24 protein-coding genes are annotated in these 24236 nt (G+C 41.9%); 5 read left to right on the top strand and 19 right to left on the bottom strand.

Annotated elements, in window-relative coordinates; genetic code table 11:
- Positions 1–2: 2 nt before the first annotated feature.
- The 5 genes from WDY75_RS16165 to WDY75_RS16145 form a co-directional block, all read right to left on the bottom strand.
- Entirely contained in the window at positions 3–1520 is a 1518-nt protein-coding gene (locus WDY75_RS16165; protein WP_063479574.1) for a monooxygenase, read from the bottom strand.
- 136 nt (positions 1521–1656) lie between these two features.
- Entirely contained in the window at positions 1657–1914 is a 258-nt protein-coding gene (locus tag WDY75_RS16160) for a RidA family protein (protein WP_231888075.1), read from the bottom strand.
- Between the two features lie 420 nt (positions 1915–2334).
- Positions 2335–3483 carry a sensor histidine kinase gene (locus WDY75_RS16155; protein ID WP_063479576.1) on the bottom strand — a complete coding sequence of 383 codons (1149 nt, stop codon included), beginning with the start codon at positions 3481–3483 and terminating at the stop codon, positions 2335–2337.
- The gene (locus WDY75_RS16150; RefSeq protein WP_006210688.1) at positions 3473–4168 is read right to left on the bottom strand and encodes a response regulator transcription factor; all 696 of its coding nucleotides are present in this window, start codon (positions 4166–4168) and stop codon (positions 3473–3475) included. The genes WDY75_RS16155 and WDY75_RS16150 overlap by 11 nt, the downstream gene beginning before the upstream one ends.
- A gap of 100 nt (positions 4169–4268) precedes the next feature.
- Complete coding sequence (locus WDY75_RS16145) at positions 4269–4538, bottom strand: hypothetical protein (RefSeq protein WP_063479577.1); 270 nt, start codon at positions 4536–4538, stop codon at positions 4269–4271.
- 332 nt (positions 4539–4870) lie between these two features.
- On the opposite strand from WDY75_RS16145, the gene WDY75_RS16140 reads away from it, so the two are divergent.
- Entirely contained in the window at positions 4871–5530 is a 660-nt protein-coding gene (locus WDY75_RS16140) for a TetR/AcrR family transcriptional regulator (RefSeq protein WP_006210686.1), read from the top strand.
- Between the two features lie 112 nt (positions 5531–5642).
- Positions 5643–6779: a choline esterase gene (locus WDY75_RS16135; protein ID WP_063479578.1), complete on the top strand. Its 1137-nt coding sequence runs from the start codon at positions 5643–5645 to the stop codon at positions 6777–6779.
- Between the two features lie 1322 nt (positions 6780–8101).
- On the opposite strand, the gene WDY75_RS16130 is transcribed toward WDY75_RS16135, so the two are convergent.
- From WDY75_RS16130 to WDY75_RS16090, 9 genes are all read right to left on the bottom strand, one after another.
- The gene (locus tag WDY75_RS16130) at positions 8102–8320 is read right to left on the bottom strand and encodes a hypothetical protein (RefSeq protein ID WP_006210681.1); all 219 of its coding nucleotides are present in this window, start codon (positions 8318–8320) and stop codon (positions 8102–8104) included.
- A gap of 276 nt (positions 8321–8596) precedes the next feature.
- Positions 8597–9253: a hypothetical protein gene (locus WDY75_RS16125; RefSeq protein WP_063479579.1), complete on the bottom strand. Its 657-nt coding sequence runs from the start codon at positions 9251–9253 to the stop codon at positions 8597–8599.
- A 108-nt stretch (positions 9254–9361) separates the two neighbouring features.
- Positions 9362–10402 carry a DUF4097 family beta strand repeat-containing protein gene (locus WDY75_RS16120; protein ID WP_231888076.1) on the bottom strand — a complete coding sequence of 347 codons (1041 nt, stop codon included), beginning with the start codon at positions 10400–10402 and terminating at the stop codon, positions 9362–9364.
- 88 nt (positions 10403–10490) lie between these two features.
- Positions 10491–11468, bottom strand: coding sequence for a TraB/GumN family protein (locus WDY75_RS16115; RefSeq protein ID WP_082834403.1), 978 nt, complete (start codon positions 11466–11468; stop codon positions 10491–10493).
- Between the two features lie 134 nt (positions 11469–11602).
- Entirely contained in the window at positions 11603–12199 is a 597-nt protein-coding gene (locus tag WDY75_RS16110; RefSeq protein ID WP_063479580.1) for a TetR/AcrR family transcriptional regulator, read from the bottom strand.
- A gap of 904 nt (positions 12200–13103) precedes the next feature.
- Positions 13104–13997 carry an alpha/beta fold hydrolase gene (locus tag WDY75_RS16105; protein ID WP_063479581.1) on the bottom strand — a complete coding sequence of 298 codons (894 nt, stop codon included), beginning with the start codon at positions 13995–13997 and terminating at the stop codon, positions 13104–13106.
- Between the two features lie 366 nt (positions 13998–14363).
- Complete coding sequence (locus tag WDY75_RS16100) at positions 14364–14975, bottom strand: DUF2239 family protein (RefSeq protein ID WP_063479583.1); 612 nt, start codon at positions 14973–14975, stop codon at positions 14364–14366.
- A 443-nt stretch (positions 14976–15418) separates the two neighbouring features.
- Entirely contained in the window at positions 15419–16435 is a 1017-nt protein-coding gene (locus WDY75_RS16095; protein WP_063479584.1) for a phosphotransferase enzyme family protein, read from the bottom strand.
- Positions 16436–16450: 15 nt separating this feature from the next.
- Entirely contained in the window at positions 16451–16717 is a 267-nt protein-coding gene (locus WDY75_RS16090; protein WP_063479585.1) for a hypothetical protein, read from the bottom strand.
- A gap of 173 nt (positions 16718–16890) precedes the next feature.
- Between WDY75_RS16090 and WDY75_RS16085 the strand changes: the two genes are divergently transcribed.
- Entirely contained in the window at positions 16891–17499 is a 609-nt protein-coding gene (locus WDY75_RS16085; RefSeq protein ID WP_063479586.1) for a hypothetical protein, read from the top strand.
- A gap of 205 nt (positions 17500–17704) precedes the next feature.
- Here WDY75_RS16085 and WDY75_RS16080 read toward each other — a convergent pair whose 3' ends face one another.
- Complete coding sequence (locus WDY75_RS16080) at positions 17705–18094, bottom strand: RidA family protein (RefSeq protein ID WP_063479587.1); 390 nt, start codon at positions 18092–18094, stop codon at positions 17705–17707.
- Between the two features lie 573 nt (positions 18095–18667).
- Here WDY75_RS16080 and WDY75_RS16075 point away from each other — a divergent pair.
- Entirely contained in the window at positions 18668–19528 is an 861-nt protein-coding gene (locus tag WDY75_RS16075; RefSeq protein WP_006210668.1) for a LysR family transcriptional regulator, read from the top strand.
- A 600-nt stretch (positions 19529–20128) separates the two neighbouring features.
- On the opposite strand, the gene WDY75_RS16070 is transcribed toward WDY75_RS16075, so the two are convergent.
- Together WDY75_RS16070 and WDY75_RS16065 are read right to left on the bottom strand one after the other, a co-directional pair.
- On the bottom strand, positions 20129–20338 hold the full coding sequence (locus WDY75_RS16070; RefSeq protein WP_063479588.1) for a DUF6366 family protein: 210 nt from the start codon (positions 20336–20338) through the stop codon (positions 20129–20131).
- 240 nt (positions 20339–20578) lie between these two features.
- The gene (locus WDY75_RS16065; RefSeq protein WP_063479589.1) at positions 20579–21355 is read right to left on the bottom strand and encodes a class I SAM-dependent methyltransferase; all 777 of its coding nucleotides are present in this window, start codon (positions 21353–21355) and stop codon (positions 20579–20581) included.
- A gap of 258 nt (positions 21356–21613) precedes the next feature.
- Here WDY75_RS16065 and WDY75_RS16060 point away from each other — a divergent pair, with 258 nt between their 5' ends.
- A complete protein-coding gene (locus WDY75_RS16060; protein WP_231888078.1) occupies positions 21614–22093 on the top strand; it encodes a GNAT family N-acetyltransferase in 480 nt (159 codons plus the stop codon).
- A 371-nt stretch (positions 22094–22464) separates the two neighbouring features.
- Here WDY75_RS16060 and WDY75_RS16055 read toward each other — a convergent pair whose 3' ends face one another.
- Both WDY75_RS16055 and WDY75_RS16050 read right to left on the bottom strand, forming a co-directional pair.
- Complete coding sequence (locus WDY75_RS16055; protein WP_063479590.1) at positions 22465–23211, bottom strand: MerR family transcriptional regulator; 747 nt, start codon at positions 23209–23211, stop codon at positions 22465–22467.
- Positions 23186–24112 (bottom strand): DUF2268 domain-containing protein, encoded by a 927-nt coding sequence (locus WDY75_RS16050; protein WP_063479591.1) that lies wholly within the window; start codon positions 24110–24112, stop codon positions 23186–23188. Before WDY75_RS16050 ends, WDY75_RS16055 begins: the two co-directional genes overlap by 26 nt.
- Positions 24113–24236: the final 124 nt, after the last annotated feature.

The following is a 24236-nucleotide window of genomic DNA, read 5'->3' as shown; positions in this document are numbered from 1 at the left end:
TTTTATCGGATAGATGGATGAATGCACCAGCGGCTGATTCCTGTCGCGATGACGTTCATCGGGTTCGATTCCGATCGTGAGACCGCCCAAGCGACGTATCCATCCGGGCGAACAAGGACTGTATGGACATCGCTCCAGTCCGGCGCTTCCAATTCTAGCGAAGCGCATACGAGGCAAATACACTTTGCCCCCGCTGCTTCGACCACATCTCTTATCCGATCGTCTTCGGCGAAATGAAGCAGCACGTAAGAGCCGGTGCGAAACAGCTCATAGGCATTGGTATTCCGAAGCGCTCCATCCGCCGAAGACAGCTTCAGCTCCGGTAGCCGGCGTCCGTTGAGCTCGTGCGGCAGATCGTCTGCGGCGGATGCATACTGAATGTTGAAGGCGGAAATTTGGCTCGCCAATTTATAATTAGCCTCCGGGACAAGAAGTAGGTCGGAGAGCATGCAGCGCACATTGATCATGTCCGAAGTGAACGCAGAGCCCATCAGGAAGGTTTGCACTTCGGTATTACGCAGCAGCGCCGTATTGATCGGAAACCGTTCCGATTGGTAACTGTTGAGCAGCCATTCGGGAGCACGCCCTTTCAGCTCGGCAGCCAGCTTCCAGCCCAAATTCATCGCTTCCTGCAAGCCGACGTTCAGCCCTTGTCCGCCAGCGGGAAAATGAATATGCGCCGCATCGCCTGCGAGGAAGATTCGCCCATCCCGATAACGCTCCGCCTGACGCGTCGCATTCCCGTAGCGGGACAGCCAGTAAGGGTCGGAAATCCCCAGATCGCTTCCCAACATACGCACCATGGCCGAACGCAGTTCCTCCAGCGTAACCGGTTCCGACTTGGGGACATGGACCCGCTCGGGATCGATTGCCACTATCCGATGCAAGCCGTTCTTCAAGGGTACAACCATGATCTGGCCCTGTTCGTTGAACTGCGAAAAAATGCTCGGCTCGGATAGCTCGGTCAGAACCACATCTCCAAGTATGGCCGTAATCGTCTCGCTTGTACCGACAAACGGAATGCCAGCGTGCTTCCGTACGATGCTTCCGGCCCCGTCGGCACCGACCAAATAGTCCGCTGTCAGTACGAGCTTTCCTTCCGGTCCCACCGCTGTCACTTCTACACCATGTTCATCCTGACTAATAGATTTAACCTCGGTTTCTCGATGAATGCCCACTCCCAGTTCTCGCGCCCAATCCTCCAGCACCTTCTCAGTATCATGTTGGGGAATGAAGACCGTATAATTGGATGAGGAATCCAACTTGGAGAAATTCAGGCGAGTATCCAGCGCCGCGAAATGTCCGGTGGAGATCGGCTTCCCCGTCTCCAGCAGTTTCGGCTTCAAGCCCCGCATATCCAGAATCTCTAGACTCCGGGGATGAAGCGTCAACGCCCGGGAATACGGCGTCGTCTCTTTCAAACGTTCAAGGACACATACGTTGACTTCGGCGAGCGCGAGCTCGGCTGCAAGCAGCATCCCGACCGGTCCGCCTCCGACAATAATGACTTCGTAATTCATGTTCGTCCCCCTCCTCGTCTTTAGTTTTGCTGCGGAAGTGCGACAATCGCGTCGACTTCAATGAGCCACTCCGGGAAAGCAAGCGCCTGAACCCCAGAAACGTACTTGCGGTCAAAGGCCATTCGGAACCGAATACCTAGGCTCCCGCTTGAAAAACGATATTTGCCAATTCCGGCCGGTGGTTCACCACATGAATCCTCATTTGGGTGACATGCTCAGCGCTGCCGCCCGCAGCTTCGATGGCCAGCTTCAGATTCATAAATACTTGCCGTGCTTGAGCGACGTAATCATTAGGCCCAATCAGCTCTCCCTCGGCATTCAAGGCCACTTGGCCGGAGATAAAAGCCAGTTTCGCCGGGGATGTGACGACGATTTGCGAGATCGGTAACGACATCCGTTAGCGTGACGGGATTGATTTTTTGCATGCTCCACTCCACCTTTTGTTTATATTTATTGTTTTGCGCAAAATAATAATATTGTTTTGTGCGAAACAATATATCTTATCGTATCACAGAAGATTTTGTTTCACAACTAATGTTTCCTTCATGCTTACCGCAATTTTTTTCTTGTTTCGGTTAATGATAACGGACGAAATCCAGAGCGAAAGAACTGAATACAATCCCCCGATGGGCCCGACGGAATACATTCCGATCGGATCAGGACGACCATAACGCCGAAAGCCAAAGAGGCCCACGCTTTTCAGCACGTAGTTCAAAATACCCGTAGATGATGGCTGCTCCATATTTGTACAACATCAAAGAAAAACCTCTAACGAAGTTCGCTCAACAATGAGCGACCGCATTTAGAGGTGGTTTTATCCCAAATCCGAATCATTACTTGAAAACTGTAAACTAAAAGTTGTACCTACACCTTGCTCACTACGAACTCTCACCTGACCCTTATGTTTCTCAACTATGGATTTGACAATGGCTAACCCAAGCCCCGAGCCGGCAATCTCACGAGAGCGAGACTTATCTACACGATAAAAGGGTTCGAATATATTCGGCAATTCATCATCTGCAATGCCCATACCCGTATCGGATATATGGATTAGTATCACCGTCTCAATCATTTCTGAATTTATTTGTATCCTTCCACCCGACCCGTTGTATTTGACTGCATTTTCAATTAAGTTGTACAGGGCTCTATGTATGAGACTTTTATTTCCAATGAATGTATGTTCACAATTTTCAAAAGACACTGCTATGTTTCTTTCATCAATAAATATGCTCAATTCATTTAAAATATCCTCTATTACTTCTTGTAGAGCTATTTCACCTGCAAAATGTTCATTCTTGGTTGAGTTAAGATTTAATAAATCATCTACTACTTTTATAAGTCTTTCTGTACTTTGTTCTGTAATATCGATATTTTCTTTATAATCGTTTACTGATGGCGCTTCATCCATTTTTAAAACTTGAATTCCAGCCTTTATCGTAGCTAGCGGTGTCTTAAGCTCATGGGCTGCATTGGCTGCGAATTGCTTTTGATTTTCGAATGAGCGATTTAATCTATCCAGCATAATGTTAAAGGATTCGGCAAGGCTTCCTACCTCGTCTTTTGAGCTAATAATAATTTTGGTCGAAAGATTATGCTCATTAATCCCCTTAATCATCGTATTTAAAGTGGTCATTGGTTTAAGAGCCTTGCCTAAAATAAAATAAACCATTCCGATACCTATAATCATTATGAGCATCATCCAAATTATACTTCGAGCAGCGAAATCTTGTTTTGCCTTTTCTAATGCTGCCATGCGGCCATCATGGGATGGTGCTTTTTCATTTAGACTTCCATTGATATCTTTGCCACCGACTGGGGTTACACTTAATGCAGGAATAGGCGCAATAGAAAAACTGTACCCAAAATTACCGATTGAAATCCCTGTTAAACAAGTGGTGACCAAAATAATAATACAACCTGTGAGCAGCGTTAGTTTGATTTGCAAAGATAACTTATTTAACATTTCCATCAACCTTGCTTTCGGAAATTATATATCCTTGACCACGGATATTTTTAATGAATTCGTCGTTAGCTGAGACAGCACGTATTTTTTTCTTCAATGAATAGATGTGATATTTCAATGAGTTTGAAAATGAATCCACTTCGCTATCCCAGACATGCTCTATCAATTGCTCTGGGCTAATGACTTTATTTTTATTGAACATAAGATATTCTAATATAGAATACTCTTTTTTGGTTAAATCGAATTTGATGTCATAAATAGCCGCAAATTTTTGCGCTGTATTGACCTTCATATCTCCAAGTGTCAATACAACATCATTTTGAATAAAAGAACGCCTTAGCAGAGAGCGAATTCTTGCCTCCAGCTCATTAAAATCAAATGGTTTCACCAAGTAATCGTTGGCTCCATCGTCAAGCCCCTTAATTATATCTTCTATTTCAGTACGAGCAGACAAAATCAGGATCTTAATTTCATTATTGTTCGACCGGACTCGTCTTAACACTTCGATACCATCTATTTTAGGAAGGTTCAGGTCAAGCACAATCAAGTCATAGTCATAAACCTCATAAAATTCCAGAGCTTCCTCACCATCAGCAGCTAAATCCACAGAGTAATTACATCTTCTCAAGCCCTTTGCTATGATATTTCGAAGTGCAGTTTCATCTTCTACAAGCAGCAATTTCATGAAGTTTCCTCCTCAACAAACCAAACAATGCAATAGCCGCACAAATGAATTGTACGACTATTGGCTGTGCAGTTACAAGATTATGTGCAGGTACAGTTAATTATTGGATGGGCGGCAATGGTGGAACGGCTTGGACTGAAACGGGTCCATCTTCAATGGGTGGCAATGGTGGAACAGCTTCAACTGAAGTGGGTCCATCCTCATCCACACTTCTATCCTGCTGAGCTCCTTCGATGTCACTGGTTATACCCGGCGGACGAGCAGCAGGATATAATTTCTTGGTTACCTCATTGGCTGCAAAAGCTGTTATCGATGTCACTGACATTAAAGCTAATACCAACAAACCGACTGTAGATTTTTTGAAACTCATTCTTAGTTCCTCCTTGTTTAATATGAGTTATCTTGCAACTGCTACCTTAGTATAAAGAATGGAAAGTTAGATTACGGTTAGTTCAAAAAGACGACTCCCCTTCCACATTGTCGTCTTTTTCTTTATTTACGGATCAAGATAAAATCGTCCATCGCCGGCCAATTGTTTGCCACGCATTCGACCACATGCCGAGTTTTTTCAAGTACCCGATAATGTTCTATGCAATAGTTTTCATTTTTTATAATGATATTAGTATTTTAATACTACTTGACATGTGAATAGATTATCGGTATAGTGTGAATCAATTCACACTTCACATTAAGGAGTAATCTATGCCAAAAAATTCTTTCATTCGTTTAGACGAAGCAAGGCGCGAGGAAATATCTAATAACGCTATGCATCTTTTTGTTGATCATCTTTACGAGGATATAACTATGAAGATGGTTTTGGATAGTTTGTCCATGCACCCGGGAACATTTTATCGGTATTTTGAAGACAAAGATGACCTTTATTGTCTCTTAGTACGTAATGTGACCCAGAAAAGAGCTGCGTATTTTAATAACAGTAATGAAGATTCCCTTTACCGGTTTTTCCTTACTGGCTTATTTGGTAACGTTAATGGCACTGTGACTGAGCCATTGAATGAGCTGGAAATCAAACTCACTGAAACATTTTTATACATTCCTGAGAACGTTTTACTTAAAGTATATCTGAATGTGCTAAAGGGCGAGTCTTTCCCCTTGATTAAGGACATTTTGCGCCGAATGAGAGTTGATGGATATCTCCGACCTGATCTTGACGACGACCTGATTTCTTTTATGTTTGAGTCAATGCAGTTTAATTTAGTCATGTTTTATAGGGAGTTCAATATTAAGGACTCTACGCTGCAAAATAAGATTAGCAAGTACTTTACTGACTTTATGAGTCATGGGCTGCTAGAAGATCATAAATATGCTGAAATTGTTAGCGATCTCAAGAAAGCCAAGGAGTAGATATGATTCACTGAAGACAGGATGTAATCGTTTCACAGTTTTGAAAAGCGCTTATAGTGCAATGTATGTATTTCACATTCGCCACTTTTATTAATTAAGGGGGAACAAGAAAATGAAAACCTATGACGCATTTCCAGAACCAATTGGCGGTTATACTGTCGGTCGAACCCAGATGGATTTTGAGTACACGGCATCAGATCACTCAAAAAGAGAACTGACGGCGTTTGTGTACTATCCGTCCGACAGTAGCGAAGGTAAGACTACATCAACGTACATGTTTCCTGAAGTCTACGAGATGTTTAATGAGCAGCCACTTGTCACTGCGTTGAAGGATGTTTTCTCTATAGATATCAAGACCCAGTGTTACGACGACCTTGCTCTCTCCGGGAAGGAAAAGCGCTATCCGGTGTTATTCTATGTTTGCGGCGGGGGCGGTTCTCCAGAATGGGGTACAGTGATCTGTACAGACTTGGCAAGCATGGGATATGTCGTGGTTAGTATCGGCCATCAGAATAGCACGATGTATAAGCGTAAAGATGGGCGCCTGTTTAATGTATCAAAGGATTTTTCGGATGTCATTACAGCGTTTTCTGAAGATCCGGAGATGCTGGCGTTGGCTGGTGAGATGGAGATGCGGCCTGACGATGAAACTGCCATTGAGATGTGCCATAACGTGCTTACACTGCCGATACTTGCCAAGTTAACAGAGTATAGTGAATTACAGGCAGAAGATGTAAGGTATGTAGCCGATTATCTTTACAAACTGGACTCTGGAGAGCTGAATTCCATCTTTAAGGGCAGATTGTTGCTTGACATCGGCATGGGCATCGTCGGACATTCTTATGGAGGGCTTACGACGGCGATTGTTTGCCGGGACGACGACCGGTTCGCCTGTGGGATTGGCCTCGATAGCGGTGCGTTCGGCCTTCTCGACAGCGACCTTAAGAAACCCTTCTTGCTACTGTTTTGTGAACCTAACTATAACATGAATGCGATAATTGGCGCTAACAATAGCATGGAAACCTATTATTTCTCTGTTGATCGTGCTGCGCATTTAGATTACTGCGACATCGTGTTTACCAGTGTTAATGAGGAAATCAGAGGCGAACGGGATGCTATGGAGATGCGAAATCTTGTTACAGACTATACGAAGAACTTTTTTGATCATTACATCCTGCAGAAGGCGGCAAGTGTGGAAAGTCTGGCATACGATGGCGTGGACTTGATCAAGAAGACCAGCAACAAGTGACATAATCGAGAGGCTGCTGACAACGCATGTCAAAGAGCTAGCCGTACAGACACAGAGCCGATAACCCTATTACGCGGTTAGCGGCTCTCTCATATTTCAGACATTGTTTTCTATTTGAGATGATAAGCGGTGTTTTCACCGTTGTAAAACACACTTGAAGATGTTAGAAATTGGCTGGATTCTAGAACAGACATTGAGATTACGGCGGAAGGAATTACTTACAAGGTGAGTCATATCGAACATGTCGCAACGGATGAGAAGAGGTTCAAGTCTTCTGTTCCTAAGGAAATTATGTGGAATTCCCCCCCTTTCCTGACCTCTCTGTTTAAAAAAGGAGTGTCCCAAAAGCAAAGTTTCGGATACTCTCAGCAATAAAATAGCATGGTATTCGAAAGAGCCAAGCGATTTATTCTCGCTTAGCTCCTTGGTTTTTGGCGTCGACAGCGTCTTTCTTAATTAGATTGTGGGCAAGAGAAAGCCACCCGACCCCCAAACTTACTTTAAGAAGCTTCGAAGAATGAACCTCTTGAATCCTCGGTTGTTCTTCATATCACTAAATACAGGCTCAGGCTCGATTATTCGCATTACGGCCAGTTGCGGCCTTTCCCCAAACAAAAGTAAACCGGTTGGGAAATTTTACTCTTGTTTGATTCAACTATCTGCCCCTAGCTTAATGAAATAGCTCTATTTTTTAATCAGATATTTATCTAATCGGTAATCGGGCCATGTTCTTGTCCTTTTCGGCAATCGGTATAAGTTCTTGTCCTCAACTCGGGACAAGAACTTATACCGATAAAAAGTAGCCGCTAAAATAGCGACACTTAATAGGAAAATGTTCTTGTCCCCCGACAAATCTGTCGAAGGACAAGAACGTGTACCGTTACGTTAAAGGACAAGAACTTGTACCCTTTGCGCAATTTGCCCTTTTCCCTTCTTAGATTTCTTCCATCATCGTTTTAATAAAAATAAAAAAACGTTGGAATTAATCATCAACGGGTTTTAAAAATTCAATTTTTTAACATATAGATCAACCGATTTTTGGAGTTGTATATTCCCTCACTTCTCTTCCCTGCTATACTCAACCACACCTTGAAGAAATTGTCACTAAACTTAGTTACTGTTTTTTCAAGTGCTCAGAATAAACTGTTTGGATGGATACCTCCCGATACACTCATTTGATGTCTGACAATTTGGTCTGCAAAGTACTTCAAAAGATCCCTTATAATTAATGGTGATCTATAAAAATAGCTATGCTCCATCGTTCTGCACAGATTATCACTGTTGAAATATTCTTCCTTTAGCAGAGACTTTCTCCAGTAAACTTAAGCATATGCATAGGGACATATGATGGGGAAATCAGCAAACTTATCCGCTTTTTTGAGCTCTTTCAGCTGAGAAATACAATGTCTATAATCAAGCAATATACATTTGAGCAATCCATCTTCTACTTTTTGGAAAGCAGCGGAACAGACACGCAACAAATCATTTTGGAAACGACTAGAAACGGTATCGATGCTGATTAATAGGATCAATTTCATCATAATCACATGTTTCTTCTGGAGCTGCTTTAATAGCAACTTCAAGTTACAATGCTGCGCATGAATGATCCATTAGATAGCCCTTTTATTTCGTTTAAGTTATTTTAAAAATTCGATTAGGAAAGTAGCTGGAAGCTTAGAATAAACAATATGCTTGCCATTACGATATAAATCAGCTCTAGGCTCTTCTACAAAATATTTAATGTTAAATTCGATCCGGTTGAGACTTGAAGCATGCCTCGGTATATAGATAAATTGAATCGCATGGGCAGCTACCTACTAAAAGCTACCGTCTAGCAACGCGTTCCATTGCAGTCGTGTTGCGCGCTCCACACTGCCTGCTGCGGCGCAGAGACCGAGCGCGATGTTGAGCCACAACGGCAGAGCAATGGGCGAGTTGAAGGTCCCGAGGTGCTGAGCTATCAGAGGTACATGAGTGAGCGAATCGATGATCTGAGGAATGGCGAGAATCATAGGAACGATGAGCATGATCAGCGAAATGAATCCGATCCATCGGCTCAACGACGGGTGCTCGCGATCAAGACGAGCGCGCCGCCCTTCGGCGGAACTCTCGTCCGGGATGAGCTGGTGCACGGCTCCTTCGTCGGTGACGTAGTGGCAACGTTTGAGGCCGAAAACTGTAGACGCTACTTCGATTGTTCCTCCAGCCACGGGGAAGGCCGCAGGGAGTTTGGACTCGGTGTGATGTTTGCCATCGAGGTATAGATGGGCCTTGCCCTTACCATCATCCGCCAGAAACTGTTGCCAATACGAGACGTCAACGGCGAAGACCACTTGTCGGTCATCATCGTTTGTCAACGGAAGGTAGAACAGGGCACGGGAGAGCGGCTGCCACCAGCGGAAGTCCTTTAGTGGACGTCCGTTCCCGGCCTTGACCCGTCGCGCGGCTTTACGTCGACTCCTCTCTGTGAACACTTCCTCACCTCCCTTTTGTTTATTAAATGAACAAATTACCGCTATTTTTCAACAGAGACGTAAGCCTGCCTCACCTCTTTCACCATGAGCTTTCACTGACGGCCCCCATCACCAGATCCGAATATCGCCCGAAGCTGCCCGTACCTTGATAACGTCCGTCGTCTCTTGCGGGGATTCGGGTGCCGTGATGTGTCCGGATGTGGTCTTCAGGTCGAAGAACCCTTTGAACTCCGGATCGGGCGACAAAGTCACGTCACCAGTACGGATGGAGATATCCAGGCTGTCCGAACGCTGCCCCGTCAAAGTAATGTTGCCGGAGGTCGATTTAAACACGCCATTTCCAGTAAACCGGTCAAACTTAATATTGCCCGAATGCAGCGAGGTATCGGCCGAGCCGTCGACATCCACGGCGGTAATGCTGCCGGAAGTCGACTGCACCTTCAGGGCACCCTTCAGCCCATCCACCTTGATATCGCCGGAGTGCAGCTGGATTTCCGCATCCCCCTGGATCCGCTCCGCCGTAATATCCCCGGATTTTGAAGTTAAACTCAACCGTCCGGCGGTGATAGCTTCCGCGTGCAGCTTGCCAGCAGAAACAGACAAGTCGATATTTTCCGCCTTCAAGCCGATAAAGCTGGTATTGCCGGAGCCCGATTTATAGCTGATCTGCTGCAGCCGGGTATCATCCGCCAGCGCTACAATAATCCGCGTCTTGATGGACTTGTAGTTTGGGGCGGCTAATTTCACATCTTTCTGCAGCTGGAGTTCCAACGCATTCCCTGTGATTTCTGTCGCTTTCAACTGATCGATCGTATTTTGCTGCATATTGCCGGTGATTTCCACGTAGTTGGTGTCGTCGGGGCTGGCGATGAACTCCATGTTCACGTCATATTCGCTGTCGATGACGAGCGCATTCAACTCGTCCTGCGTAAACGTCCATTTCTGCTCGTACGCGGGCAACTTGTCAACAAAATCAAGCGGCTGACAAGCCGTTCCGGCGAAGCTCAAGACGATCAGCGATATTCCCAAAAAATACCATTTTTTATTGTTCACGATTAATTCTCCCTTTTTAAAGGTTCGGATGTTCCAGCGCAGATAGGCAGCGCCTAGCCGAAGCAGATCCGTAAATACATACCGGCTAGCCAGCACGGGGGACCGCCCGTGGACTCCCGCAGTACGTTGTGCAATAGCCTTCGACTACTTGTATTGATCAGTTAATAATTTTCATTCACGTGCCTTAATATATGCGTTCGATTTTGTATCCTTTTTCCTCGAGTTCACTTGGGACACTCGGATCAATCACAACATGTGCAGAACCGACCATAACAAAATAAGTCTGTCCACTGTCATTCTGTAGAATTTCATCAAGTTTGTTTGCCATATTAATATTACGAGTGTCATTAAACTCTTCTTTGTACTCTTTATCAACACTCTCCAACCTATCCGACAGCTGTTTAACAAATGCATCTCTATTGCTATTGTTATTGCCGTGCACCCAGTTATATCCTAATTGGTTTAACCAATCAGCTTGCTCCTCATATGTCTCTATATAACTTTCTAAAACTTGCACTTGTGTATCCATACTAAAGCCACTTAGAACTTCATATTGCGTTTCGATCGTTTCTAGATCAACAATTTCTTTATCGTCTTCTAGTGCACGTTTAAGGAAATATAAATCAACTCCATACTCTGGTGTTAAAACACTTTGCTTCGTAACAAGATCTGCTAATAAACCCTCTACAAACCATGGCTGATAGTGGTTAAAAGTCTCCACAGGCATTCCGTGTGCTTCAAATATGTCTGAAAGCTTTGCATAAAACTCTTCTGATAAAACGTCATCAAGCGTCGTATTATCATCAAATAAAGCCATTTTATTAATTTTCTCTTTATCAACTTCAGCTTCAAACATATTTATTTCTGGAAGTATGACATCAGAATTCTCAAACGCTTCTTCAATTTCAGTTGCAAGCGGGAAAAATTTTTCATGACCTAAATGTATGCTTCCTAGCAAATACATGGTTGTCTCTCCGTTAACAACCTTCCATAAGTACCCTCCATCTCCATCATAATCAAGTGTTGTTTCGTTCACTTTCTCTTCTGTATCTGTTTGCTCATTTAATTCTTCATTTTTTAATGAGGTACTATCGTTACTGGCACAACCAGCTAGCACTACCATAATCAACAGAGAATATATCAGTGTTGTAAATTTTAACATCTTATTAACCATTCCTTCCTTAGTGTTAAATTCACTAGTGTCCACAAATATGGGAGTAGGAATAAGCAGATGGCGAAGTTTCTACACACTCCTGACATTGGGTTCGCAACGTCGTTTTATAACTTACTTTCGATTTATTCTTTAATCATTTTTAAAACGCTCTTTATTATCTTTTCACTGTAGTCTTCAAGACTTAATTCATTTTGAGGCAATGACATTGACGCTGATATAGCACCCCGAATGACAATTGCAATCACTTGAGGATCAAAATCACCAAATTCTTTAGATTCTTGTCCTTTGTAAAGAATCTCTTTCATCAAAACATTTAATTGATCTTCATCATCAATTTCTGCCAGATAATAAGGGACGTTGTCTGGCGTTCGAGCATTAAAAACAATTTCAAGTAAAGCAGTGTTATATCCACGGTTTGTACCCAGATAAGCTAAGCTTGCTTCTATAAAAACCATTAATTTCTCCATATACGTTTGTTTCTGTTCTACTTTTCCCTTAATGAAGGCTCGCTCTTGTTCAACCAAATACATCAAAGTATTTTTCATCAAATCTTCCTTACCAGAGAAATGATAAGATATAAGACCTGTACTTATGTTTGCTTTATTTGCTATTTTAGAAAGGCTTGTGTTGTGATATCCAATTTCCGCCAAAGCCTCTATAGCAGCTTTAATGATTTGTTCTCTCCGTGCATCAGCTATCAAAGATTGTTTGTTCTCCATTTATTCATCCACCTTTATTTTATTGATTGTTCGTTTTTTATTTTGATCGATCAATCAATTTTTATTCTAAACACTTTTCTATTTCCTGTCAATGTTTTGTAAGGAGCCCTATTGTCGAAAAGAGTGTTACATATATTTGTCATCCAATGATAGTGTGTAGCAATGCTAGTTCCTTTGTTAGTACTAAACTTTTGGTTTAAGTGGTTTTTAAGTCTAACAGGTGTTTACTTGGCTGGAAATTTAAAGACAAATCAAGTTAGATACTTATCGATAATCCATTAATTTCGGATTTTTTACTTTAAATTTAATGGTCATCTATATTTTAAGCTACTATGGCTGTGCTAACCTGCCCGTTAGCTTAATGAAATAGCTGTATGCTTCATTTAGACACTGATCTAATCGTTAACCGGACTATGTTCTTGTCCATTCCGGCAATCGGTACAAGTTCTTGTCCTTGGCTCGGGACACGAACTTGTACCGATAAAATAAAAAAGCCGCAGAATATGCGACTTCTAATGTATATATGTTCTAGTCGTCCGACATTATTGTACATACATTGACATAAAGTTCCCTACCAAAATGACACAAAGTTCCCTACTTTCATGAAATTATGCCCTTTTGTTTTTTTGTATATCGAGCAAATTTGGAACTTGATCTATCCCATCAGTAATTTGTCCAGTCTGGTAGTATCTGAGGACAAGAGCTTGTTCCGTTAAAGGACAAGAACTTGTACCCATTGACGTTTTCTTGTTATTTTTCCCTTCATCTTATTAGGCTTTATTACAAATAAAAACCTATCGATACATTTCTCGGCTAGATCTAAAAGTTTAAGCATATTAATTGTATCCGTATCACATTAGAACACCCTATATCAGACACCGTCCATTCCCCTTTTTCAAACCTTTTATCCATTGCGCCGGGCTGTCCTTTCGATTCCATCAGCAATGGTTTCAAACAGTTGTGGCGGCAGATCATGTCCCATGCCTTCAAGCAACATGAACTCTGCACCAGAGATGGCTTGCGCCGTATCTTTGCCACATGCGGGGACAAACATCGGGTCGTCCATACCATGAATAATTAATGCTGGAACGGTTACTTTTTCCAGATGCGGACGACGGTCGCCAGAAACGGCAATTGCTGCGATTTGTCGCCCAACACTGCCCGGGTCATAGGCTCGCTGAACTTCCTCTCGAATAAGCGAACGATACTCGTTCTCTTCGAACGGATAGCCGGTGCCGGCAATGCGCTTGGCAAAAGCTAGGCTATGAGCCAAATACCCTGCCTCATCCTCCATCGGATTCGGTGCAGGCCGAGTCATCAACGCCATGACTTCCGGTGATGTTGGTGGAAGGTCGGGATTTCCTGTAGTCGACATGATGGAAGTAAGGGACAGGACCCGTTCCGGGTATCTGCCGGCTGCAAGCTGGGCAATCATGCCGCCCATCGAGCGTCCAACGACATGTGCCTTTTTTATCCCAAGAGCGTCGAGCAGTCCGATCACATCGTCAGACATATCATTAAGTGAATATGGAATATATGGGCGTTGTCCGGACATAAGTGTTTTTGCGAGTGCTTCGAAATCTAACGTAGGGTGATGACTAAAATGTGTGGATAGACCAGTATCACGATTGTCAAAGCGAATAACTCTAAATCCTCGAGCCGCCAACATCTCACAAAATGGAACTGTCCAACGAATCATTTGGGTTCCAAGCCCGGCAATCAGAAGAATGGTTTCGTCAGTTTCGTTGCCATAGCTGTCATAGGCGAGATCAATACCGTTTACTTTCAGAATATTCATTGTTGTTCTCTCCTTCATTTAAATGAATTTAGGAAGCTCTGTTATGGGGAGCAGGCGAGAATCTTCAATGGCCGCAGTCCGATGTCATTGCCCATAAAAACGATCTCCCCCTCACTTTCATGTAAAAAGGAGTGCGTGTTTAATGTATCGATCGAAAGCTTCCGCCCCACTGATCGGTTCATTAGGGGTTAGTTCAGGGTGAGATGTGTAGTCTGCGATATCCCGAAAACGCAGCAGATTTAACATGAATACACTACCCTCCATGTTTCGGCGTACAAACTTCATGCCATTGTTTTGAGTCGGTTCAATGTAACGAATCAATTCAGTCACGTTCATAACATTCCTTTCAATATTTTTTCGTAGTTCCTAGGTCTCTTCTTTTATGAATGCATTCTCCGCTAATGTTTTGATATGGTCTCTGATATCGGGTGCCCAATCGTCAATCAATTGGTAAAAACGATCCTGATTCCCGGCATATAGTGCTCTCAAGGCCTCTTCATGCTGAGGGAAATCGCCCGCCATTGCCGTCATAAAATGATAACTTGCTTCTTGTGCCGCGCGAGCCTTACTCTCATTTTTCCCGGTACGACGAGCTTCATCGACCAGTTTTCGCAAAGTTACAGAGGCTCCTCCAGGTTGAGATTTAAGCCAATCCCAATGTCGAGGAAGCAAAGTAACCTCGCCAGATACCACCCCCAGCTTGGGGCGACCAACCCGTCTTGTTGGTTGTTTGCTTTCTTCCTCAGCTGATGCATGGTCAGCGTGGTTACTCAACCGTTGAAGTACCTCAGCTGTTTTTCCACGAAAATCAATATCGATTGGTTTTCCAGTCAAATCGTTAAAAATAAGCAATTGGGCGAATTCCTTATCATCCAGGCTATCCTTTACAAAAGCAACAATGTGCTGCAATGTCCCCTTGGTAATGCTCTTTCCCCCTACAAAGGCAGTACAGCTTATTTGAGTTAGTTCAGTCTGCATTTTATACCTCCTTCTTTAAAGCTCTTTTCCAATAATTATACCAGGGTAAAATAAAAGTATCAATATCACCCGGGTATAATTATTTAATCTTGTAAATTCAGCGCACCATTTCTAGAGAATCATCTGTACTTTTTTTTTCATATCATTTACCAATTAGATACATGCCTAATCGGCAATCAAACTATGTTCTTGTCCATTTCGGCAATCGGTACAAGTTGTTGTCATTGGCTCGGGACAAGAACTTGTACCGATAAAATAAAAAAGCCGCTTTAGCGACTTTCAATGGGACCATAATCTTGTCCTCGACAATAATATTCATGATCCCCCATGCGTCTCAGGGATACCGACACAGGAAGGGATTTTTTTAAATACCTGTGCAGCCTTGCTGTGCGAGTATGCACCATCATTTCCTATAGTCCCTAGTAAAATACGCTGCTTCCAGGTTAATGAATACTATTATAAATGCTTTTAAATTCTTGAACAAAATCAATCGGCAGCATAGGGTCATCAGAAGCGGCTACTCGTTGAAGCTCTTTTAACCAGTTCATTGATTCTTCATCCAAATTTGACACATCGTTTGTTTGATGAAAATAAAGATACAGCAATGCATGACGAAGTTTAATAGAATCTTGTAAATATACTATTTCTTCTTCTTGGATTGTATTTTCCTTCAGATATCCTTTCATAAAATGGCGGAAAAACAATTTATAATATTCCGTTTTATTATCAAATTCCTTAAACGGATAAGAAAGTGCATAATACAATGTAATCCCAATATCGTTTACGAAATACGTATAACCGCAATCATCAAAATCGAACAAATAAATGTCTCCGTTATGCAGATAAAAATTACTTTGATGAAAATCAGTATGAGTCAAACCGTATGTATCTTTGGACTTTGGCAGAGAAGTAAGTTTTGTTAACCTTTCTTTTAGAATTGAAATCATTACATCATCAGGTCGCAGGTATTTCTCCGCCTTTAATTGAACTTCTTGGTCCCATGCTTGTCGTTTAAACGCCGGATTACTCCATTCATAACCCTTTGTGGCATGATGGATTTTCCCCAGAAATTCGCCCCATTTTTCGTAAAGCGATTCATTCCAATCTTCATCCGACACTTCTTTTCCAAGAGACATTTCGTATGAAATGGCTAGGAACGAACCATTTTCTGCAGCAATTTCTTCAACCATATTACCTCTGGTCGATGGAACAGCATTAGAAACTGCCAGTCCTTCATTCGACAAAAAATTTAAAAATTCAATTTCACCCCGTATATTATTTCTTGATCTTCTAATTGTGTGTGAGATTTTTAATATGAAAAATGCATTGTTTTTCTGGTATTCATAAACAAAGCTTTCATAACCGCCCAATAAACGAACGGTGTCATTATTAATGTCATATCGCTTTATTGCTTCAGTAAGGATCTCTTCAGTGAATTGCTCTTTAATTTGTCGTATCATCTTCTATACCTTCTTTCATTCATAATTTAAGTAGTTTCTTGATTTTTTCAATCGAAAATTTTGGCGACCCCCTGACTCCTGCTGACCGCTTTCGGAGGTAATTGTCCAGCAGCGCCTTCTCTCATTAAATTGAGAATATTCATCAACCTTCCTAGCACTTTTATGGAAATGATGGAAACCAGAATACCATTCATGTATAATCGTGTTGTCTTTCATCACGCAAATTGCGTCTGCAGAAGCAGCGATATGGTCTTTGATTTGATTTGTATTGATCCAAATCATTAAAGATATCCCCCATCCCTTTCAGCCAATGCTGATTCTGATATCAAGGGCTTAGATGACCTTTTGCGCGGATTATAAACCTTGGTTGTTCTATACTGAAGAAAATAATTATGAAGTTCTTGGTTCTTACGAGGATTGTGACACAAGAAAAAAATAAAAAAAGAGTGTGAGATATGAAACAAACAATATTGGCTTGTATTATGATAATGATGATGGTAGCATCGGCTAGTGGAAATGTTGAAATGACATCAAATCCAAATACTTCTAGTGAGTATAAACCTGAAAAGGATGAGTCTATTATTCCAAAAAACACATCCGAATATTGTAATGTAGAACGTATAAATTTGGATAGTGAAACTGAAAAATATTTCTATGGAACTTGGAAAGTTGAGAAGCTTTTAGGATTTGCAAATTCATATAATGATGCTTCTGAATATCCAACAGGGCAAAAATTTATTGGAGATGAAATTATAATCAAAAAAGACTTTTTTTCATCAAAAGGACTTAAAAAGTATAAGAAATATCAATATGAACTAAAAAATCCATTATATCAGATTACAGCGACATGCTATAACTCTGACTCTTTTTATAGACATTATAAAATAGATATCCCAGACTTAAATATAAATGATGAAGTAAAGGCAATAGATATAAGTGACCCTTCTACAAAACTTAGCATACCTGTAAGTGTAAGTTTTTTTGTTGTTAATAACGATAGGCTTATCTTGTTATCAGAGGCAGCTATTTTTGAGCTTAAAAAAATTACGGATTACATGAATTAAGGTTATGTAATAAGTTCTATGCTAATAGAGCAGAAAATATCCAGGAAGGGGTAGTACCAGCGAACTGGCACTACCCGCTACGATGGAACTAACTCGGTGATCAGTAAACAAAGCCGTCCACAAGAGCATATTCTGCTCTAACGGACGGCTTTGTTTTACATGGGCGGGTAAATCGATGAGTAGCGGGTTCCCCGATGACGTTTGATCAGTTAGCAAGAGCAATCGCGTCGATTTCGATCATCGCATCAGGCGAGTAGAGCGAGGATACCTCGACGAGCGTGTCTGCCGGATAAGGTTGGGACCACCATTTGCGACGAAGCTCAACAAGCTTTTCGAAGTTTGACATTGCTGTTAAATAGATGGTTACTTTAACGACGCGGTCGAGTCCCGATTCGGCTGCCTTAAGTGCGCGATCCAAATTCCGGAAAGCCTGGTCCGCCTGCTTGTCGAAATCACCGACCCCTACGAGATTGCCATCATCGCCGATTGCGGCTTGGCCTGATACGAAAACTAATCCGTTGACTTTGATTGCCTGTGAAATAAGAAAAGGAGCGTATGGATCCGGTTGAGTTTGTACTTGAGTAAATGTTGTCATTGTTATCATCCCTTCAGGTTACGTTTTTTGTATTTTTTTCGATATCCTAATCCAACTTCATATTTCAGTTACAGCCTTCGATTCGGGCAGGACAGCCCTTCCGGGAAACGATCTGATTTCTGTTTCTCGATTTCGTCATTACTATCTACTGTTGTGTCACCAATAACGAAAGTGCGGAACCGAGATAATATTTTCGCTATTGGCATGTTCCAGTGCTTGTGGATGCGCTTCTTTGTACTTTCCTGTTTCGTGGGCTTCCTTGGATGCCACTTGATCCAATCGCTTTGCCATTTTCCTTTGCATACTGGCAGCCCTGAAATGCTAAGCGAGTATAAGGCTGTGGGGATACATGCGGCAACGTAATCGGAACCCCCATTCGTTCAGCCATCGGATATTGGCAACACCTCCATCTTGTTTTTTGTTTTATACTGAGGGCTCGTATTTTGTATCCCGCCACACCGCTTTTATGACTTGATTTGATTGTATTCCGAATACCGCATATAGTAAAATGATCAGTAAAGATGAGGACATCAATAATATTGATCTCATTACGTCAGGTGGAGGTTGGAGCCAATGGAGTTATCCGATCTGAAAATAATCATGGCCATTATTCAAGAAGGCAGTATTACCCGTGCGGCGAAAAAACTGGATTATGTGCAATCGAATCTGACGATGCGAGTTCGCAAAATGGAGACGGAGCTGGGCGTCCAGCTTTTTCATAGAACGCCGAAAGGCGTCTTGCCGACAGAAAAAGGGCTCGTCTTCAGCCAGTACGCGGCCGACATTTTGTTCAAGTACGAGGAAGCGGTTACAGCCATTCAGGAGTCTGAGCATCCGAGCGGTCCGCTCGCGATCGGCGTCGTGGAAACCGTTGCGTCCACCCCTCCCTTTATTCGCGCGTTATCCGACTTTCAAACCAAATACCCCGAAGTCGCGTTATCGCTTGTTACCGGAACATCGCCGCTTAATTATGAGAAGGTGCTGAACCGCGAATTGGATGGGGCTTTTTTCTCCGGTGAATTCGATCTCGCTCCATTAAAGGTCTCCTACGAAATTCGAGATGAGGTTATCCTACTTACTAATGCTGATGAAAGTAATTCACCTCCTGATGTTACCAATGCAACATGGATTGTTTTCCCAAAAGGTTGCCCTTTCCGATCTGCCAGCGTGGATTGGCTTCAAGGCATGGGGATAACCTCCATTAATATGATCGAGGTGAGTGCGCTGGATACGATGCTGAACTGTGTGCGAGCAGGCATCGGTTACGCGCTTTTGTCCGAATCGGTCATTACTGAAGCTGACGAGCGATTAGCCGTGCATCCGGTTCCCGAACAATATCGGTTTATGACGACAAGGCTCGTTACGCGTAAAGACCAGTTCAGCAGCAAATCGTTTGCTGCTTTCGCGAACTGCATTAAAGCGGCGGGTATTTAAGCGAATAATGGTAGGGTCATCAAGGTGTCCATGATTCTAGGCTGGTTTTATATCCAAATAAAGTCATCGCCCAGGTTATGTAATCACTTGTATTCGGGCTATACCGCCCGGACCACTGGTCATTCAACTTCCTGTTGTTTCAGCGGTTGCAATGAGTTCGAAAGACGTATTCTGCTTGAAGTTGAATGTGTATTCGCCTAGAAAATTGATGTGATCCCATCCAAGAGGGAATTGTGATTTAGCAGTTATTCCGGAAGCTTACATTGCTTTTTGCGGTGTTCAGTTGCCTGCTGGGATAGGGTATTTCAACCACGATATCTCGATCTGTTCCAAACCATGTGTTCTCCCCTTAAATTATTTTGTATAAAGGATTGATCTTTTATTAAGGGTTCATTTACCTGCCAATTGCAAACCAAAAAAGCTGGCGAATAAGCCAGCTTCTAGTCTCCTCAGTATTCAGTTACTACGGTTAAAACTTATTGGTTTACTCACAAAAGAAGTACAAACATAAGATGATGACTCGATTCCATAAAGAAAGAGAAGTCTGATTATTCTTAGACAGGCTTTCTCAAAAAATTAAAACCATTAATAATAATTCCCTTACTTAAAAATATTGGCAACTATAAGACCAACAATAATAACAATGATTAATACTAAAGTGCCTTTCCAACCTAAACTACCTACTAAATCGACTAAACTATACTGAGCCCTACCCATTCCGTTATTCATATGACCAAATGGATTATTTTCCAATTCTTCTTGTCTTAGTCTTTCTCTTGTTCTTTCAGGAGTTTCATGATCTTTATTCATTATTTACCCCCTAGATAAAAAATTTTAATTAGATATCCAAGACCCTATAATTATAACATTATTATGTTATTTAATGGAATTTAATTGAACATTGAATGGATCTTAAACTATCCTGCCCGTTAGCTGAATGAGATTGCATGGAAACATAGTTAGATACTTATCTAATCGGTAATCGGCTCATGTTCTTGTCCTTTACGGCAAACCTTCTTTTCTTTATTCAACTATCGTTTCCCGCTTAAACTACACCTTTTTTCGAGCAGTTACAATGGGCTGGTAATAACCTGATTCTGATGGCATAGACCATTCGATATCCACAAACCCAGCCGTATTCAAAATATGATTAAAATCTTCTCTTAATATAGCTCTGTATCTCGTTTTGTGATGCTTTGTTATCCATTGCCCATTAATTTCTTGTATTAAAAAATGGTTTGTCTGATAGGTTTTCGCGTCATCTGACCAATCCCAAACCTGAAAAACAATTCGTTTGCCCTTCTCGAAAACGCGTGGCTCAGTAACTCTAGGCTTTTCTTTTACCAGCTCATTATAATCCCTTATGGTTATGAGGAGAATGCCATTATTTTTGACTTTTGAATACATGTTGCTCACAGCCAGATATAAATCTTTATCTGTCAGAAGGTGTGGGACTGCATTATCTGCGGAAAGAACAACATCATAAACTCCGGAAACATCTTTCTCTAATGAACGAAAATCAGCTACCCCAAAGTTTATTTTAACCCCGAAAGATTCTGCCTCTTTTGTTGCTCTTTCAATAGAAGCTGGGCTTAAATCAGTACCCGTTACTTTAAATCCGTGATTAGCCAACCCTATTGCTTGTGTACCGATACCACAGGAACAGTCTAAAAGCGAGGCACCATCTTTGCTAAGACTCGCTAGTTTTGAATGAATGAATTTGCTTAGAACCTCTCCTTGCCAAGAAATGGCATGATGCCAATCAACGAAAATAAGATGGTAATCTTCTGTTAGGTCATTATAAAAATCTAAAACAGAATCATCCAATATACTCACCCACCTACTTTGGTAATTGTAATCATCAATGGGAATTCGTCAGTCACGGTCTCAATCCTTCTTTTTTATTCACAAACCTGCCCGTTAGCCTAAAGGGAATCTCTATCAGTTCAGTGCAATTTCAGAAAGAAAACAAAAAAACCGCAATTTAAGCGACTCTTTTCTGATGTTATGCTCTACTTTAATATCCATTAACAAAAAAATTTAGATCATATATGGCCTAAAGTCAAAGATCGCTTAATAAAATCAATGGCTTCATTTTTAAATACAACTCACGATGAATCACTGAATGCACGTTCATTTCTTTACTATGTAGATGGAAGGTTGGTCAGTTATGTAGGTGTGGTGCACAAAACTATTAAGCATGGCGGGCAGCTATTCTACATAGCTGGACTTAGCTGTGTGGCGACTGACCCCGAATATCATGGCCAAGGATTTGGTTTGCGTACAGTCGCTGCAGCTACTCGATGGATCGAAGAGCATGGCAATACGGGTATTGGAATATTTACGTGCAAACCGTCTTTGGCCTATTTTTATGAACGTGCTGGTGCTTGGCAGGTCGCTCCGGAAGTAAAGCTTATCGCTAGTTGCGATGAAGGCGCCTTATCCAGCGATTCCTTACAGGTTGTCGTATTGATTCGTCTGTTTTCAACAAAAGCCCGAAACTATGATCCGATGCTGCGCCATACAACGATCGATCTAGATCTTCCAGTAGGCGAATTCCTATAGTTAGTGCATAGAAAAGTATCCGATCTTCATAAAAAGATCCCCCTATGAAGCATATTCATAAGCTGGAAATGCTTGTACCAGTAAAGCTCGGCTGTTGAGCTTCGCCTGTACAGAACCACCACTCTGCACTTCAGTTGAGTAAAAGCAGCCAATCATATAGATCGGCTGCCTTCTTGTTTTTATTGAGCTATAGTTAGTTTCCCAGTAGTTTAATGATTAATTTTCATAACAAGAGGGCTCATTTCTTTCAGTGTAGCAAGCCCCCACTGATCTACGAGCTTACAATAACTATCGGAGTCATGCATTTGTAGGCCACATGGACGATCGTCATGGGCCAAGCTACCTTGAGCATTTCCCATTCATTGATATGTTTACCGATTGATATTACGCATAATTGCGCTGTAAAGAAAATCTGCTAAATCCTCATTGCCATATTGATTAAAGTAGCTTTTGAATCGTGCATCGAATTTGTAGGTATGGGCAATGCAAGCCAATAACTCTGCATCGCATGTCATGAAATGCATTAGATTTTCTTTCCACTCTTCGATTAATCGCTGCACTTCATCTGTGGAAGGATCTTGATCGACACAAGACGCAATTTTTTTATATATTTCTTCCATATCGGAAAAACGTTTCTCTTTTTCATCTACTGATAAATTTTCCAACGTTTCATTATACACTTTGTACGCCTTTGTTTCTCCATAAATGAATCTTGCCTCATTGGCATACTGTTCTTTCAATGGCAAAACGGTAGAACTGTTGAAGATTTGCAAATGACTAATGTCATTCCCCGAAACGTATTCATCTAGAGCTACCATGATGGTTTCTAGTCTTTGTTTTTTCGATAATAAGTTTTGACTTTGCTTCTTTAATATTTGTTTCTGTTCTTGCCTGGTCAGCTTTAAAATGTCCGCAATTTCTTTCAAGGAAAAATCCATTTCCTTTAAGAATAAAATGGTTTGAAGTTTTTCCAAACTGCTTCGATCGTATAGGCGATACCCTTTTTCCGTCAGATGTGTCGGTTTAAATAAATCGATTCTATCGTAATAATGCAAGGTGCGAGCTGTGATGCCTGTTATCTGAACAATATCTTTAACCGCTAATAATGGTTTCTTCATCCCAAAATCCTTTTACTTCGTCTAGTATTTGAGCAGCAGGCGTTATAGTTGCCTCACAGATCGTTCTTCCTGTTTTCCTTAAGTAATACTGGATTAAATAATATCCGCAAGCGTAGCCGGCGCTGTACGGCATATTGACCGGTTTAAAGTTCTGAAGTTCTGCGAGCTCGTCACCGTAAAGATACGGGGCCAATTGATCAAACCCCGTTAATTGCAACTGCTCTCGGAGCACGGGCTTAATGTGCCAGTTAAGTGTTTCTGCGTTTGTTTTCGTTACCCAAGGACCGAGCCATTCTCCTCCAAACATGGACGTAGCAAAGTTTTCAGCTAATCCTTCACTTACGATAAGCTCGCCCAAATTAACGGTATGATCCCACTGAATAAATTGATATCGCACATTATGGTTGCACTCGTGCGCCAGCGCAACCTTCATTCGAGGAATCGTGTACTCATTTGGCAAGAGTGTACCCCAGATAAACCCGGGAATGCCCCCAAAGCCGCTATATCCTTCGTTTATCGTTAAGGCACGGTTTTCCGGATTCCCTAGTTGAATGGTAAACAAATATTCAGAAACGGGGAGATTTATTTCATGCTCTATAAATAGATGTAGGCTTTCCTTCACAGCATGCTCACACTCTAACCAAAAAGAATCTGACGAAATCAACTCTACCTCAGGTGAAATCTGCGGGGTAATCTGATCAGGGGATCGATGCATCATACTATTAAACGTGACAACGTCAAAACCATTTGCCTCTTCAGCTCTAAAAGGGATCTGTTGAACTTGCCATTGTTTCATAAAGGGAGCCATCATTTCGTTTCTGAATAATTCAAGTTTTTCCTCGGGCGAAGCTTGGGCAACTTTTTGATAAATGTGGTCTGAACGCAATGTTGTTATGTTCATAATTCTCACTCCTAGTCGTTTATAGGGAGAATTATGCACTATGACCTAACGTCAGAGTCAAGAACTTTGGATCAAAATTAATTTACATGTTCTTAAAGCTATCCTGCCCGTTAGCTTAAGGAAA

Source organism: Paenibacillus glucanolyticus, from assembly GCF_037333485.1.
Taxonomy (GTDB): Bacteria; Bacillota; Bacilli; order Paenibacillales; family Paenibacillaceae; genus Paenibacillus_AQ; species Paenibacillus_AQ glucanolyticus.
This window is presented reverse-complemented; position numbering and strand designations above follow the sequence as displayed.

What these genes read in the sequence shown, in the direction of transcription:
- WDY75_RS16140 (WP_006210686.1), top strand. Translation starts at nt 4,871, where the DNA reads ATGCCAAAAAATTCTTTCATTCGTTTAGACGAAGCAAGGCGCGAGGAA.
- WDY75_RS16145 (WP_063479577.1), bottom strand. Translation starts at nt 4,538, where the DNA reads ATGAGTTTCAAAAAATCTACAGTCGGTTTGTTGGTATTAGCTTTAATG.
- WDY75_RS16130 (WP_006210681.1), bottom strand. Translation starts at nt 8,320, where the DNA reads ATGATGAAATTGATCCTATTAATCAGCATCGATACCGTTTCTAGTCGT.
- WDY75_RS16095 (WP_063479584.1), bottom strand. Translation starts at nt 16,435, where the DNA reads ATGATACGACAAATTAAAGAGCAATTCACTGAAGAGATCCTTACTGAA.
- WDY75_RS16070 (WP_063479588.1), bottom strand. Translation starts at nt 20,338, where the DNA reads ATGAATAAAGATCATGAAACTCCTGAAAGAACAAGAGAAAGACTAAGA.
- WDY75_RS16100 (WP_063479583.1), bottom strand. Translation starts at nt 14,975, where the DNA reads ATGCAGACTGAACTAACTCAAATAAGCTGTACTGCCTTTGTAGGGGGA.
- WDY75_RS16090 (WP_063479585.1), bottom strand. Translation starts at nt 16,717, where the DNA reads ATGATTTGGATCAATACAAATCAAATCAAAGACCATATCGCTGCTTCT.
- WDY75_RS16085 (WP_063479586.1), top strand. Translation starts at nt 16,891, where the DNA reads ATGAAACAAACAATATTGGCTTGTATTATGATAATGATGATGGTAGCA.
- WDY75_RS16105 (WP_063479581.1), bottom strand. Translation starts at nt 13,997, where the DNA reads ATGAATATTCTGAAAGTAAACGGTATTGATCTCGCCTATGACAGCTAT.
- WDY75_RS16110 (WP_063479580.1), bottom strand. Translation starts at nt 12,199, where the DNA reads ATGGAGAACAAACAATCTTTGATAGCTGATGCACGGAGAGAACAAATC.
- WDY75_RS16135 (WP_063479578.1), top strand. Translation starts at nt 5,643, where the DNA reads ATGAAAACCTATGACGCATTTCCAGAACCAATTGGCGGTTATACTGTC.
- WDY75_RS16150 (WP_006210688.1), bottom strand. Translation starts at nt 4,168, where the DNA reads ATGAAATTGCTGCTTGTAGAAGATGAAACTGCACTTCGAAATATCATA.
- WDY75_RS16050 (WP_063479591.1), bottom strand. Translation starts at nt 24,112, where the DNA reads ATGAACATAACAACATTGCGTTCAGACCACATTTATCAAAAAGTTGCC.
- WDY75_RS16115 (WP_082834403.1), bottom strand. Translation starts at nt 11,468, where the DNA reads ATGTTAAAATTTACAACACTGATATATTCTCTGTTGATTATGGTAGTG.
- WDY75_RS16060 (WP_231888078.1), top strand. Translation starts at nt 21,614, where the DNA reads ATGGCTTCATTTTTAAATACAACTCACGATGAATCACTGAATGCACGT.
- WDY75_RS16080 (WP_063479587.1), bottom strand. Translation starts at nt 18,094, where the DNA reads ATGACAACATTTACTCAAGTACAAACTCAACCGGATCCATACGCTCCT.
- WDY75_RS16165 (WP_063479574.1), bottom strand. Translation starts at nt 1,520, where the DNA reads ATGAATTACGAAGTCATTATTGTCGGAGGCGGACCGGTCGGGATGCTG.
- WDY75_RS16160 (WP_231888075.1), bottom strand. Translation starts at nt 1,914, where the DNA reads ATGTCGTTACCGATCTCGCAAATCGTCGTCACATCCCCGGCGAAACTG.
- WDY75_RS16055 (WP_063479590.1), bottom strand. Translation starts at nt 23,211, where the DNA reads ATGAAGAAACCATTATTAGCGGTTAAAGATATTGTTCAGATAACAGGC.
- WDY75_RS16155 (WP_063479576.1), bottom strand. Translation starts at nt 3,483, where the DNA reads ATGTTAAATAAGTTATCTTTGCAAATCAAACTAACGCTGCTCACAGGT.
- WDY75_RS16075 (WP_006210668.1), top strand. Translation starts at nt 18,668, where the DNA reads ATGGAGTTATCCGATCTGAAAATAATCATGGCCATTATTCAAGAAGGC.